Genomic DNA, 14,321 nt, shown 5'->3' with positions numbered 1-14,321 from the left:
CCCGCCGGGCCCGCCGGGCCCGCCGGGCCCACCACGCCCACCGGGAACGGGGCTAGATCGCGCGGTCAAGAGCGCTCCGCGCCGGACGCGCGCGAACCGCATGATCGTCTGACAGGTTCTTCAAAAGTTCTTCATGGCTTGCGACCTACGGTCCCCCTGCCTGCCGCGGTTGCGGCCGGATGCGACAGGAGGAGACGGAGAACCCATGAGGACGAACCGGGTGGTACTGGCGGCGATGGCGTCGGTCCTGGCCTTCACGTTGGTCGGGTGTGGCAGCGACGACGACGGCGCGAAGGTCCCTTCGGCGGGCGGCGACGGGTCCGTCTCGGCGGGGGCGACCGGCGGCGGCAGCGGAGGCGACGCCGGGGACGAACTGGCCACGTACATCAAGGGCCAGCAGGGGTGGGTGAAGTGCATGCGCGACAACGACGTCGACCTCCCCGATCCGGACGAGACCGGGAAGGTGGAACTCGGCCGCCAGGCGCGCACCCTGAAGCAGGACCCGAAGTTCATGAAGGCGTCGGACAAGTGTGCCGACAAGATGCCCGCCGTGCCTGAGAGCGTCGAAGAGGCCAACCGGCCCAAGCTCACCCCCGAGCAGATCAAGACCCAGCGCGAGTACGCCGAGTGCATGCAGAAGAACGGTGCCCCGGACTTCCCCGACCCCGGCCCCGACGGGAACACCCGAAACAACAACTCCGGAACGCCGGAGTGGGACCAGGCATCGGCCGGCGCGCTCCGCGCGGGGCGTACCTGCGGACCCATCATCGGCCAACCGGCCAACCCGTCGGCGGGCCTGGGCTGACGGTGACCGAGACGATGACGCACAACGATGACGAGCCCGCCACGACCGCCCCGGTGCCGCCGAAGGCCAGCCGGCGGCGGCGCACGGCGCTGACCGCCGCCGCCGTGGTCGTCGTGGCGGCGGTCGCCGTGGTGGGCGCGCTCGGGCTCGGCGGCACGGGGGACGAGGGCCCCGGCGCCCCGCCCCGCTCCGGCTCCGTCGTCTCGGTCACCCGGGCGACGCTGACGGAACGCACCACGGTGGAGGGCACGTTGGGATACGGCACGGAACTGTCGCTGCCCGTCAAGGCAGAGGGGACCGTGACCTGGTTGCCCGAGGGCGGCGCCACGGCCAAGCGGGGCGACCAACTGCTCCGGGTCGACGACCGACCGGTGGTCCTGATGTACGGAACCCTGCCGATGTACCGGACCCTGGGACTGTCGACCCAGCAGGACGCGCAGCGCCCCGGCGACCAGGAACCGGCCGGGCGGCAGCAGGGCGCCGCGGACAGGGACGGCACGTCCGAGGACCGGGCCGACACACGGGACCCGGCCGACACACCGAGCCCGGCCGACACACCGAGCCCGGCCGGCGGATCACCATCGTCCGGCACGTCGAAACCATCCGGCACGTCGAAACCAGGGGGCACACCGGAACCCGGGGCCGCCGGACGTGCCGAAGGCCCCGGCCTCGCCCCCGGTGCCACCCGAGCAGCGGGCGAGCTCAGGGGCATGGACGTGATGCAGTTCGAGAGGAACCTCGCCGCCCTGGGCTACGACGGCTTCACCGTGGACGAGAGGTTCACCAGCCTCACCGCCAACGCCGTCAAACGCTGGCAGAAGTCGCTCGGCGTCGAACAGACCGGCACGGTCGACGTGGGCGACGTCATCTACTCCGCGAGCAAGGTACGGATCGGCCGGCCCGGCACCCGGGTCGGCTCCCCCGTCGGCGAGAGCACCCTCACGTACACGGGCACCGACCGCAAGGTCGTCGTCAACACCTCGGCCGCGGAAGCCGCGTGGGCCGTGCGCGGCGCGCGCGTCGCGATCAAGCTGCCCGACGGCAACTCCGTACGGGGCGAGGTGTCGACGATCGGCAAACAGGCGACCGCGCCCGAGGGGGACATCGGCGACGAGGGCGGTGGGACGCCGACCGCCACGGTCCCGGTCACCGTCACCATCGAGGACCAGCAGGCCGTCGGCCGGTTGGAGGGCGGGCCCGTCACGGTCGAGTACGTGGGCAAGGAGGTCAAGAACGTGTTGACCGTCCCCGTCGCCGCGCTCGTCGCCCTCGCCGAGGGCGGACACGGAGTCGAGGCCGCGGACGGCCGGCTCGTCGCCGTACGGACCGGGCTGTTCGCCGACGGCGACGTGGAGGTCAGCGGCCCCGTTCGCGAGGGCATGAAGGTGAGGATTCCCGAGTGAGCGGCGGCACGGCGGCGGTCGTGGAGTTCGACGCGGTCTCCAAGACCTATCCGGGCGGCGTGGCCGCCGTCCGGGACGTGAGCCTGCGCATCGAACGGGGCGAACTGGTGGTGATCGTCGGCCCGTCCGGCTCGGGCAAGTCCAGCATGCTCAACCTCATGGGCAGTCTCGACCGCCCGTCCGCGGGCCGGGTCCTCGTCGACGGCCACGACGTGGCGAGCCTGACGGACCGCGAGGTCTCCGCCCTGCGGGCCACCCGGATCGGCTTCGTCTTCCAACAGTTCCACCTGGCCGTCGGCACCCCCGTACTGGACTCGGTCGCGGACGGACTGCTCTACGCGGGCGTGCCCCTGCGCAGGCGCCGCGCCCAGGCGTCGGCCGCCCTGGCACGGGTCGGACTCAGCCACCGCGTCCACCACCTCCCGCACCAGCTCTCCGGCGGCGAACGCCAACGCGTCGCCGTGGCCCGTGCCGTGGTCGGCGAACCTTCGGTACTGCTGGCGGACGAACCGCCCGGAAACCTGGACTCGACGTCCGGCGCGGCGGTACTGGCCCTGCTGCGCGAGCTGAACGCCGCGGGCACGACGGTGGTCGTCATCACCCACGACCGGGAGATCGCCGCCGAGTTGCCGCGCCGCATCGAGATGCGCGACGGCCGCCTCGTCGCCGACGTCGCGCAGAGCACGACGATCGGAGCGCCCCGATGACCGGCCACAAGAAGGGCCCCCCGCGGCGGGGCGGAAAGGGCGGGATGGGCCGCGGCCCGGAGACCGTCGGGATCGGCCCCGCGACTGCTGGGTACGGTGCCGAGACCGCTGGGTACGGTGCTGAGACTGCTGGGTACGGCACCGGGACGCCCGGGCCCCCGGCCGGCGGGACCCGGCGACCGGCCCGGTCATCGGGCAGGCTGCGCGCCGTCCGGCTCGGGCCCGCGGACGTCGTACGGCTCGGCGGCCCCGGCCTGCGGACCCGCCCGCTACGGGTCTTCCTGTCCGCCCTCGGCATCGCCATCGGCGTCGCCGCGATGATCGCGGTGGTCGGCATCTCGGGGTCAGGACAGGCGGAGGTCGACCGCAAGCTCGACGCACTCGGCACCAACCTGCTGCGGGTCGCCCCGGGCGAGTCCCTCAGCGGTGACGCCGCCAAGCTCCCCATGGAGTCCGTGGCGATGATCGACCGGGTCCCGCCCGTACGACAGGTCGCCGCCACCGGGTCGACGGAGGCGAACATCTACCGCAACGACCACATCGCCATCGGCCGCACCGGCTCCCTCGACGTCCTGGCGGCCGGCCCCGACCTGCTCCCGGCCGTCGGCGGCCACCTCCGTACGGGCCGCTGGCTCGACCCCGCGACGGAGAAGTACCCCGCCGTCGTGCTCGGCGCGACCGCCGCCCAGCGGCTCGACGTCCACACCCCGGGCACCCGGGTCTGGCTCGGCGGCCGATGGTTCTCGCTGGTGGGCGTACTCGACCCGATGCCACTCGCACCGGAACTCGACAGCACCGCACTGGTCGGCTGGCCCGCGGCCAAGACGTACCTGCGCTTCGACGGACACCCGTCGACGGTCTACGTACGGACGGAGAACAGCCAGGTCACCTCGGTACGAGCAGTGCTCGCGGCCACGGCCAACCCCGCGAAACCCAGCGAGGTACAGGTCTCGCGGCCCTCCGACGCCCTCGCGGCCCGCGAGGCGACCAAGTCGGCGCTGACCGGCCTGCTGCTCGGCCTCGGCGGCGTGGCACTCCTGGTCGGCGGGGTCGGCGTCGGCAACACCATGGTCATCTCGGTCCTGGAACGCCGACCTGAGATCGGCCTACGGCGGGCCCTGGGCGCCACGAAGGGCCAGATCCGCACCCAGTTCGTGACGGAGTCCCTGCTGCTGTCCCTGCTCGGCGGCCTCGGCGGAACCGTGCTCGGGACGCTGATCACGGCCGGGTACGCGCTCAGCCGCGACTGGCCGACGGTCGTCCCCGTGTGGGCGAGCGCGGCCGGCATCGGCTCGACGCTGCTCATCGGCATGATCGCCGGTCTGTACCCGGCGGTCCGAGCGAGCCGACTGGCCCCTACGGAGGCGCTGTCCGGGACGTGAGGGGCTGGCCGTTGGGGGAGCGCGGGGCGGGAGCGGCGGGGGGTTTGTGGGACGGGCGCGGCGGGGGTTTGTGGGGGTGGGTGCGTGTACGGGGGTATGCGCCATCCTCCTTGGGGCCCCGCCGCGCCGGGGGAGACGCGGTTGTTGTCGCGCCGCAGAGCACTGTGCGTAAACGAGCTCGCCGGATGGCGCTCCAGGGGAAAAGGGCCCGCCGTCTACGGAACGGTCCGCTGCCGACGAATGATTTCCGCATTCGACCGACCGAAAGACGGTCGAGCGGTGGGGTGAATGGCGGGCGAATGGCCATGCGAGCGGCGGGTCGAAAGGCGGGCGAGGGAAACCGCGGTCGTCGCGAGGGTGAAACCGGGCTCGCTGCGGGAGTGAAACGGGGCCTGCTGTGAGAGCGAAACCGGGCTTGCGGCGAGGGCGAATCCTCACTCGTTGCGGTCCGCCGGATGGCGCCGCGGAATAAGCGGAGTAAATCGACCCGCGATCGAATGGCAGGCTGCCGTAGGCGAGAGGGGGAGAGGGCGAGACGTCGAGAGGGAAGGGGACGAGACGTTGAGAGGGCAAGAGGGAGGGGCGAGAGGGAGAGGGCAAGAGGGCGAGAAGCGAGAGGGCGAGGCGTCGAAAGTGATGCGAGGGAAATGCGTCCCTACCGCGGCACGTTGCCGCATTCCGCACCCTGGTGGAGCACATCCCGGAGCCCGTTGGCCGTCCCGTAGCGTGGAAACCCGTTCGAAGGAGTCGCGTTGAGCGCACACGTCCCGGGGCCCGGCGTGGGAGGCACCCGGTGAGCTTCCGGCTGCGGGTGCTCGGGCTGCTGATGCTGATCGCCCTGACCGCCACGGCAGCCACCGCCTGGCTCACCCTGCGACAGGCCAACCGGCAGGTGCAGGAGGCCGTCACCGCAGGTCAGGAGGACATCTCCGCGATCACGGGCAAGCTCCGCGGTTACGGCTTCGCACACGGCACCTGGGACGGGGTCGGGCCAACCGTCCGCGCGCTGTCGCGGGACACCGGGGAGCGCATCCAGGTCGTCACGGAGACCGGCGTCCCGCTCGCCGCCTCCGACCCCCTCGCGGGACGTGCGCCGCGCCTGCCCGGCAGCCAGCCCCCGGTCCTGGTCGACCCGCGCCCGGTGCTGCGGTTCGACCAGGACCTAGTGCCGCGCGGCAACGCGAAGCTGACCCTGGTGGCGATGGAGCGCTACCGCTCGGCGGCGGCCGACGCGGCCTGCCTGACCCGGGCGGGGGCGACGGTGACGGTCCGCACCGACCAGGTGGGCATCCCCGTGGTCACCACCGGCAGCCGGCCCGCCACGTGCAGGGTGTCATCGCCCGACGACGACCCGCGGTGGGCGCAGGACGGGACCGCGGCCCTGGCCTGCGAGGACGTCCGGCCGCTCGCCCCCTGCCTCCAGCGCGTCTTCAACGAGCGCACGGCCTCCGTCGCCCCGCCCCGCCTCGAAGTGAGCCTCGGGTACCAGAACGAGTCCCCGCCCACGATCGCCGCCGCCCCCACCGTCGCCGTCGCCGTCGGCGTCGCGCTCGCCACGATCCTCGGGGCGCTGCTGCTGAGCCGGGCCGTGCTGCGGCCGGTACGGGCCATCACGCTCGCGGCGGACGGGCTCGGCGAAGGCGACCTGGAGCGACGCGTTCCGGTCACTGGAGGGGACGAGATCGCGCAACTCGGCCGGGCGTTCAACCGCATGGCCGACTCCATCCAGGCAGGTGAGGACCGTCAGCGCCGCCTCACCGGGGACATCGCACACGAGTTGCGCACCCCGCTCGCCAACCTGCGCGGCTATCTGGAGGCCCTGCGCGACGGGGTCGTCGAGCCGGCACCCGAACTGCTCGACTCGCTCCACGAGGAGGCGCTGCTCCAACAGCGGATCGTGGACGACCTCCAGGTCCTCGCCCTCGCCGAGGCCGGAGCACTCACCTACCGCCGCTCCGAGGTCGACCTGCGGGACCTGCTCGAAGCCGCCCGCACCGCACACCGCGCCCACGCCGGAACGGCGGGCGTGACACTGGAAGTGGACGCGCCGCATCCGGTGTACGTGACCGCCGACGCGGACCGGCTCCGCCAGGTCATCGGCAACCTCGTCGGCAACGCGCTGCGCGCCACGCCGCCCGGCGGGCGGGTGACCCTGGCCCTGGACCCGTACGGGGAACTGGCCGTCATCGAAGTGCGCGACACCGGCAAGGGGATACCCGCGGACGACCTGCCGCACGTCTTCGACCGGTTCTGGCGGGCGGACGCGGCACGGGGCCGGGTGACCGGCGGCAGCGGCCTCGGCCTGTCGATCGCCCGCCAGATCGTGACCGACCACCAGGGCACGATCGACGTGGCGAGCACGGTCGGGGTGGGGACGACGTTCACGATCGTCTTGGGCGCGCGCTCGGGGTCGGCTGGCTGAAGTGTGGGGGTGGGGCTGTGGGTGTGGCTGTGGGGGTGCGTGGGGCTGTGTGGGTGTGGGGGTGCGTGAGTGCGGGGGCTGGTGTGGGGGTGAGGGTGGGTTGCGGGGTTGCGGGGTTGCGGGGTTGCGGGGGTGTGGGCGGGCGTGGTGTGCGAGCGCGGGCCCGGGCCTCTGGCCTTTCAGTCCCGCCAGAAAGCGGGATATTCCCGGTGACTTGGGGGCGCTCAGGCCCCGTCCACGATCCGGTAGCCCCGCCCGTACACCGTCTCAAGCAGGCGCCGGCCGCCCGGCGCCTCCAGCTTCCGCCGCAGGTTCATCACGTGCGCGTCGACGGTCCGCTCCAGTACGTCCCGGTCGAAGCCGAAGACCCGCTCGATGATCTGGGCCCGGGTGAAGACCCGCCCGGGCTCGCGGGCCAGCGACTCCAGGATGGCGAACTCCTTCGAGGTCAGCGCCACCGGCCGACCCGCGACCCGGACCTCGAACCGCGCGGTGTCCAACTCCATCTCGCCGACCTTCAGCAGCGTCGTGCCCGCCGGTGCCGACTTCTTGGCCCGGCGGAGCAGCGCCCGTACCCGCGCGGCCAGTTCACGCGGGCTGTAGGGCTTGGTGAGGTAGTCGTCCGCACCGAGGTCGAGCCCGAGGAGCAGGTCCTCCTCGGTCGCACGGGCGGTCAGCAGCAGGATCGGGACGTCCTCGGTGCCCGGCTCGGTCCGCAGGATGCGGCACACGTCGAGACCGTCGACGTACGGCAGCATCACATCGAGCACGATGAGGTCAGGCCGGTTCGACCGCGCTTTCTCCAACGCGGCACGGCCGTCTGCCACGACCTGCACCGCGTTGCCCTCCCGTTCCAGATAGACCCGTATCAGCCGGGATTGTTTCTCGTCATCCTCGGCGACCAGAATTCGAGCGCTCAACGCTTCTCCCCCGGCGAGATCTTGTGAACTCCAGCACCGTAGTACAGGACCGGCCGGGCATTCTCGCCGTGCTCCAGTCACTTGGCCGAATGTGCCGTGCCATGGCAATCACCGTGCCATGGCAATCACCGCGCCATGGCAATCACCGTGGCGCGGCGATTTCACCGTTGGGGAAATTTCCGGGCGGGCACCGTCGCGTAGAACTCGCGGAACTCGCCGCCGCATTCGTGCCCCGGATGATCGGAGGGGCGTTCCGTCTCGCCCGGGACAGCTCGTCCGGGACTGCTCGCCCGGGACGAGGTGGGACAGACCGGGCGGAACGATCGGTAGGGGCTGCGGTACGCATCGCGTGGGGGCGGGCACGTCGGTGAGCGGCGTACGGGGAGCTGGGGGGGAGAGAGACGGGGACGACCGGTGGTGGCGGGGTTGGTGGGGAGGAATGGTGGTGGGAGCGGTTGGTGGTGGTGGGGCCGGTGGGGGCGGTTGATGGGCGGGGGCCGGCGGCGTACCGGATTGTCGTACCCGGCGCTTACCCTCGATGCATGCGACTGAGCACCGTGATTCTGCCGATCCGCCGCTGGTCCGACGGCGGTCGCGCGGAGTGGGAGCGCGCCGAGGAGCTCGGCTTCCACGCCGCGTACACGTACGACCACCTCTCGTGGCGCACGTTCCGCGACGGCCCGTGGTTCGGCGCCGTCCCGACGTTGACCGCGGCTGCCGCGGTGACCTCCCGGATGCGCCTCGGCACCCTGGTCACGTCGCCGAACTTCCGCCACCCGGTGACACTCGCCAAGGAACTCATCACGCTCGACGACGTCTCCGACGGTCGCATCACGCTGGGCATCGGTGCAGGTGGCGTGGGGTATGACGCGACGACGCTGCTGTCCGGTGGCCAAGAGCCGTGGTCGCAGCGGGAACGCACGGAGCGCTTCGAGGAGTTCGTGCCGCTGCTCGACGCCCTGCTGTCGGAAGAGACGGTGACGGCGGAACACCGGTACTACGCGGCGCGCGAGGCGCGGAACGTACCGGGCTGCGTGCAGCGCCCCCGGCTCCCGTTCGCCATCGCCGCCACGGGCCCGCGCGGGCTGCGCCTGGTCGCCGGGTACGGGCAGGCGTGGGTGACCACGGGCGACCCGAAGCTGGCCGAGGGCGCCGGCCCGGCCGATTCGCTGGCGGCCATCGGGCGCCAGGTCGAACGGCTCGGCGAGGTGTGCGAACAGGCAGGTCGCGACCTGGGCAAGCTCGACAAGATCCTGCTCACCGGCTTCACCCCGGACCGGCCGCTGGACTCGGTGGACGCCTTCGTCGACTTCGCCGGGGCCCATGCCGAACTCGGCTTCACGGAGATCGTGCTGCACGCCCCGATACCGGACTCGGTCTTCGCCGCCGACCAGGCCGTCTTCGAGAAGATCGCACTGGAGGGCCTCGCCCAACTGGACGACTGACCAGCGGACGTCTGGCCGGAGCCTCGACGGCCGTGCGGGCACACTGCGCACACTGCCGTGGGCTCGTGGGCTCGTGGGCTCGTGGGTCCGGGTGCCCGGGGGCCTTGGGCTCGTGCGGTCGTGAGCTGTTGGACCTTGGTGCGGGGGGTGGGCTTGCGGTGTCCGGCGTACGTCGAGTCGGTGCGCGTTGCGGAGACGCGCGTGGTGAGCGCGCCGCGCACCGGCACCGCATCCACGCGTACTCCACCGATAGATGGGTCGGATAGGTAGGACAGGTAGGCCGGGGGCACCGGTCCGCGACGGAACGAAGGGGTTCCGCGTGCCCCGACGAGCGGGCTGACCTGGCAGAAGTGGCTCCGGCGTGGGGAACGGCGGCCGTGCACACGCGGTGCGCGCCAGATGGGGAGGATGCGGCGCGCGCATTCCGCTTACCGCGCCGACTACTTGGCCCGAGCAGTAAGCGGGTGACGCTTCGGGAAATTCCTGATGAACGGCTAGGGCGCGATTGTTGGCCGGGTGGCCCAACTGTTGGATGGTCTGCAACGTCGGCCTGCCATGCCTTCCCAGCGTCTGGGCGCGCACCTAGGGTCCGCTGTGTGAAGTTCCACAGCACCCTGATCGTTTCCCGTTCCGCCCGTCGCGCGCTGCGGCCCGTCCTTGATCAGCTCGACCAGCGCATTGACAGAAAGCTCCGCTCAGCCCGCCGTGAACTCACCGTCCTCCGCGAGGAGTTGCGCCGTACGCACTCCACTGACCTGCTCCTCGGCCGCGACGGCAGGTTGACCGACCGGCAGCCGAGCCGGGAGGAGATCGCGGGGCTCGCGGCCGAGATCGCCGCCCTGACCGGCCGGGACGGCGCGTACAAGGAAACCGTGCTCGCCTACCGCACCCTGGTCGAACTGGAGAACCGGGGCGTCGGCCGCATCGCCGGCTCCACCCGCAACATCCTCGGCAAACTCACTGCCACCCCGCTGCTCGGCCCGCCGAACGGCGAGATCCTGGAGATCGGCACGCTCTACGGGCTCTTCGCCGGCGGCATGGCCCGCCAGCTACTGCGCACCGGCCTGCCGTACCAGCTCACCATCGTCGATCCGCTCTCGCCCGTTCAGCTCCAGCCCGGTTTCGAGATCTCCTCCGACCCATCGGGCACGCCCGTCACAGAAGCGGTGGTACGCGCCAACCTCGCCTACGCCGGCGTCGAGGAATCACGGCTCCGCCTGCACCGAGGCTTCTCCGAAGACCCCGCCGTACGGGAAGAACTCTCCGACCGGCAGTACGGCGTCGTGATCATCGACGGCGACCACTCGTACGAGGGGGTCGCCAACGACCTGGAGTGGGCCGAACAGATCGCGGCCCCCGGCGCGGTGATCGTCATGGACGACTACGGAGACGGCCGGTGGGCCGGCGTACGCGAGGCCACCGAGGAGCGGCTGGCGGGCAAGACCCGACTCAGCATGATCGGCCAGGTCGCCACCAGCGCCTACCTCCGCGCAGCCTGAACGATTCCCCCCACTTGCCCCACCGCCCCACCAGCAGCGTCGGCAACCACCCGACCGCTCGGTGGGGCTACGGCTGTGCGACGGCGCGGCCTCGTGCTGGGCAGGACAGGGCTGGGCGGGGCTGGGTACGCGGCCGGGCTTGGCTTGGGGGTCGGCTTGGGGCCTTGGCCTGGGGGCGAGTTTTGGGTGCGGGCTTGGGCTTGGACGCGGCTGGGCCTGGGGCGCCGGATTGGGCTTGGGGTCGCGTTTTCGGGTGCGGGCTTGGGCTTGCGGATTGGCTTGGGTTGCCATGCCGCTGACCAGCGGCGATGCGAGGCACTGGAGGGTTGGCCCGCGGCCTCGGTGCCTCGCTTCGGCGCCCACCGCGAGCGGCTGGGCTACTACAACCTCACCCGCCCCGAGCCCGAGGTATCCGGACCCGCCCCGAGCCCGGGGCGTTCGGCGGCGCGGTTGCACATCGGGCGAGGTTGACCCACCACGGAAACGGCCAGCTTCATCACTGGCCCAGCCGGTGACGAGCTTGGAAGGCGTTGCGCCAGCCGCCCCGTGAACCGTCCCCGCCCCCACTGGCGCGCGGCGCCCGCCCTGTCGAGCCCGGCGGCAACTCACTCCAATCTCGCTTATCTCACGAATACCTCACAAAGAGGGAGAATCGTAGGAGAGTGCAGAGGAGGGGCTTATGTCGCGTACGCGATTCGCGCCCGACCGAGGACTGGCCGCGCGCATGGTCAGCACGATGTTTCTCATCGGGCTGCTGTACGTAGTGTTCATCGGTGTCCTGGTGGCGCTGCTGGGGAACGCATGGCCCATGATCGTGCTGCTGGTGGGCGGGATGTTCATCGCGCAGTTCTGGTTCAGCGACCGGATCGCGGCGTTCAGCATGGGCGCGCGTGAGGTCACCCCCGAACAGGCCCCTGAGCTGCACGGCGCCGTGGACCGGTTGTGTGCGCTCGCCGACATGCCCAAACCCCGGGTGGCGATAGCCGACAGCGACGTACCGAACGCCTTCGCCACCGGCCGCAGCCAGCACAAGTCACTGGTGTGCGCGACGACCGGACTGCTGCGCCGCCTGGAGCGCGAGGAACTGGAAGGCGTCATCGCGCACGAACTGTCGCATGTGGCCCACCGCGACGTCGCAGTCATGACCATCGCGTCCTTCCTCGGCGTACTGGCCGGCTTGATCACCCGCATAGCGCTCTGGGGCGGCCTCAGCCGAGGCAACAACCGCGACAACGGTCTCGGCATCGCGCTCCTGGTGATTCCCCTGATCAGTGCAGTCGTCTACGCGATCAGCTATCTGCTGACCCGACTGCTCTCCCGCTACCGCGAGCTCTCAGCGGACCGCGCCGCCGCCCTCCTCACGGGCCGGCCCTCCGCACTCGCCGCCGCACTGACCAAGGTGACAGGCGAAATGGCACGCATCCCCACCCGCGACCTACGACAGGCCGAACCGTACAACGCCTTCTACTTCGCCCCCGCCTTCTCCGGCAGCAGCTTCAGCAAGCTGCTCTCCTCCCACCCAACGCTGGAACAACGGCTCGACCAACTGGGCCGCATCGCAGCGGAACTGGGCCGCCCGTGAGGAGGGACTTCCCACTTGTTAACGGGGGGGGGCTCCCCCTCCCCTCCCCCCGCCGCCCTCCCTCCCCGCCCTCCGCCACCCCGCCCCCCACCGCCCCCACCCCACTCGCCCAACCCACCCCGCACGCACCTCACGAACACCCACCACAGCCCACAGCCCGCACCCTCCACACGCACACCCCGTGTACTAACACCCCCACAGCTACCGGAAGGACAACCCCGTGGGCTTCCTCGATACCCTGCTAGGCCGCAGCAAGCCGGCCCGTCCGCAACTCGACCAGCTCTTCGCCCTGCCATCGGCGGCGGTCACGTTGGAGGCCGCAGCGGGGTTCACGCCGACCGGGCAGGGTTCGGTGTGTTTCGCGAGTGTGGAGGGCGGCGCGTTCGCCGGTCTCCAGCGTGAGGTACGTGACCTCCTCGATGCCGATACCGAACGGGGCGGCATCCCCGTCGAGTTCAGCCAAGACGCGTACGGCTTCACCTGGCTGCTCACCCAGCACGCTCCCGACGATGTCGCTGGCCTGGTCAACGACCTCCATGCGGTCAACACCACCCTGCGTGACGGCGGGTTCGGCCCCCAACTGCTCTGCTCGCTCTTGAGCTTTCGGGACGACCAGGACCGTTCACTCGCGCTCGTCTACCTCTACAAGCGCGGCACCTTCTACCCCTTCGCCCCCCTCTCCGGTGGCGTCGACAAGCGTGACAACGGCCTGGAGCTCCAGACCCGCGCCCTGCTCACGGATGACCTGCGGATCGAAAAGGACCTCGGCCGCTGGTTCCCGGTCTGGGGCGCACCTGGCCTCTAGCGTGGGCTCGCCCCCGACCTTCGGGCGATTTCTCGCGCGCTGGTGCGGGTCTGGCGTCAGCGGATGAGGCCGTTGAGCCAGGGCGTCATGTTCCACGGCCCCAGGATCGGTTCCTTGTACGTGACGTCGCCGGGTATCGGCACGATCAGGTGCAGAGTGGGCGGGAATCGTCGCCCCCGCACCCAGGCACGCCCTCCGTAGACCGCGTCGAGGAAGGCCGGCAACTGTTCCCGGGGGACACCGATGAACTCCACGGTGTCCACGGTGATGCTCGCGTCCCCTTCGCTGAAGATCTCCATGCACACCGTCGGCCGACCGGCTATCTCGATGTATGCCTCGTGCAGTAGCGACCCGTCCGGGTCGACCACGGTGAAGGCCCCGGAGGCGAGGCGCCGGCCGGACTGGTCCGCGCCGATGGAGTGCTCAACGGTCGTCTCGCGACCGTACGAATCCGCCATCTCCATCACCGCGGCGACAGCGCTCTCGGTGCTGTCGATGCGCCGGTCGCCGGCCCCGCTACCGCCGTCTCTGCTGCTCGAACCGGGTGGGACGTTCGTAGGTCTCATGCCTTCCCATGATGCCGCACGGAGATAGCCACGGAGATGGAACGGCCCTGGCCGTGGCCCTGCTGGCGGGCTCGCGCCGGAGTCTGGCCGCGGCTGTGTCCTTCGGTTGGCTTCGGCGGGCGGCCGGCTCGGGGTCGTGGTTGCTGCTCGCGTGCCGGGCGGCACGGCGGCGTCCCCGGCGATGGGGCCGAGGCCTCGGGGCCGGCTCGCCGCTACCGGTCCGGCGGGGAATGCCCTGACCTTCACCGTCTGTCCTCCTTCCTTGGGTGATCCCTGGCCCGGGCGCGCCTGCTCCCGGACGGGTGCCGCCTGCTGAGTGCTGCTCGTACCGCGCGTGACGTACCCGGCCCTGGGGACGTGCGCGGCTCTCGCGACGTGCGCGGCCCCGGATGTGTGCGGACCTGGACGTGTGCAGACCTTGATGTGGGCGGCGCCGCGTCCGATTCAGCCGTCGCTCCCGTCCCCCGGGTCGCCGGGTGGTGAGGGCGTACGGGCAGCGGCGCCGGGTATCGCGAGGCGGTCCATCCGGCGTGCGCACACCTCGCGCTCCACTGCGGCGGCTATGAAGTCGGCCATGTGCGCCTCGCCGACCAACTCCCGAACCTGGTCCAGCACCCCCACGGGAAACGAAATCGATGCAGTGCCGTTGCCGTCGTCTCCCCTCACGCCACCGCCGCCCGCGGCAACGCTGTGACCAGCACCAGCACCAGCACCAGCACCAGCACCAGCACCAGCACCAGCCCCAGCCGGGGCCGCAGCCCCCGCACCCGCCGCAGCCGCGGCGC

12 protein-coding genes are annotated in these 14,321 nt (G+C 71.4%); 9 read left to right on the top strand and 3 right to left on the bottom strand.

Annotated elements, in window-relative coordinates:
• Positions 1-205 precede the first annotated feature (205 nt).
• The 5 genes from AAHZ94_RS14555 (at position 206) to AAHZ94_RS14535 (ending at position 6,719) form a co-directional block, all read left to right on the top strand.
• Entirely contained in the window at positions 206-805 is a 600-nt protein-coding gene (locus AAHZ94_RS14555; RefSeq protein ID WP_349993292.1) for a hypothetical protein, read from the top strand.
• Between the two features lie 14 nt (positions 806-819).
• Complete coding sequence (locus AAHZ94_RS14550) at positions 820-2,208, top strand: peptidoglycan-binding protein (RefSeq protein ID WP_349993291.1); 1,389 nt, start codon at positions 820-822, stop codon at positions 2,206-2,208.
• Entirely contained in the window at positions 2,205-2,915 is a 711-nt protein-coding gene (locus tag AAHZ94_RS14545; protein WP_349993290.1) for an ABC transporter ATP-binding protein, read from the top strand. Before AAHZ94_RS14550 ends, AAHZ94_RS14545 begins: the two co-directional genes overlap by 4 nt.
• The gene (locus tag AAHZ94_RS14540; protein WP_349993289.1) at positions 2,912-4,297 is read left to right on the top strand and encodes an ABC transporter permease; all 1,386 of its coding nucleotides are present in this window, start codon (positions 2,912-2,914) and stop codon (positions 4,295-4,297) included. Before AAHZ94_RS14545 ends, AAHZ94_RS14540 begins: the two co-directional genes overlap by 4 nt.
• 793 nt (positions 4,298-5,090) lie before the next feature.
• Positions 5,091-6,719, top strand: a complete 1,629-nt coding sequence (locus tag AAHZ94_RS14535; RefSeq protein WP_349993288.1) for a sensor histidine kinase — start codon at positions 5,091-5,093, stop codon at positions 6,717-6,719.
• 224 nt (positions 6,720-6,943) lie between these two features.
• Here the strand turns inward: AAHZ94_RS14535 and AAHZ94_RS14530 are convergent, their stop codons facing one another.
• On the bottom strand, positions 6,944-7,639 hold the full coding sequence (locus AAHZ94_RS14530) for a response regulator transcription factor (RefSeq protein ID WP_349993287.1): 696 nt from the start codon (positions 7,637-7,639) through the stop codon (positions 6,944-6,946).
• Positions 7,640-8,181: 542 nt separating this feature from the next.
• Between AAHZ94_RS14530 and AAHZ94_RS14525 the strand changes: the two genes are divergently transcribed.
• The 4 genes from AAHZ94_RS14525 to pspAB all read left to right on the top strand — a co-directional run bounded on the left by AAHZ94_RS14525 (position 8,182) and on the right by pspAB (position 12,970).
• A complete protein-coding gene (locus AAHZ94_RS14525; RefSeq protein WP_349993286.1) occupies positions 8,182-9,084 on the top strand; it encodes an LLM class flavin-dependent oxidoreductase in 903 nt (300 codons plus the stop codon).
• A gap of 596 nt (positions 9,085-9,680) precedes the next feature.
• Positions 9,681-10,583, top strand: a complete 903-nt coding sequence (locus AAHZ94_RS14520) for a class I SAM-dependent methyltransferase (RefSeq protein WP_349993285.1) — start codon at positions 9,681-9,683, stop codon at positions 10,581-10,583.
• A gap of 679 nt (positions 10,584-11,262) precedes the next feature.
• Complete coding sequence (htpX, locus tag AAHZ94_RS14515) at positions 11,263-12,165, top strand: zinc metalloprotease HtpX (protein ID WP_349993284.1); 903 nt, start codon at positions 11,263-11,265, stop codon at positions 12,163-12,165.
• Positions 12,166-12,385: 220 nt separating this feature from the next.
• Positions 12,386-12,970 carry a PspA-associated protein PspAB gene (gene pspAB, locus AAHZ94_RS14510; protein ID WP_349993283.1) on the top strand — a complete coding sequence of 195 codons (585 nt, stop codon included), beginning with the start codon at positions 12,386-12,388 and terminating at the stop codon, positions 12,968-12,970.
• A gap of 56 nt (positions 12,971-13,026) precedes the next feature.
• On the opposite strand, the gene AAHZ94_RS14505 is transcribed toward pspAB, so the two are convergent.
• Both AAHZ94_RS14505 and AAHZ94_RS14500 read right to left on the bottom strand, forming a co-directional pair.
• Entirely contained in the window at positions 13,027-13,536 is a 510-nt protein-coding gene (locus AAHZ94_RS14505; protein WP_349993282.1) for a hypothetical protein, read from the bottom strand.
• A gap of 444 nt (positions 13,537-13,980) precedes the next feature.
• Positions 13,981-14,151 carry a hypothetical protein gene (locus tag AAHZ94_RS14500; protein ID WP_349993281.1) on the bottom strand — a complete coding sequence of 57 codons (171 nt, stop codon included), beginning with the start codon at positions 14,149-14,151 and terminating at the stop codon, positions 13,981-13,983.
• Positions 14,152-14,321: the final 170 nt, after the last annotated feature.

The organism is Streptomyces sp. HSW2009 (assembly GCF_040240285.1).
GTDB lineage: Bacteria > Actinomycetota > Actinomycetes > Streptomycetales > Streptomycetaceae > Streptomyces.
This window is presented reverse-complemented; position numbering and strand designations above follow the sequence as displayed.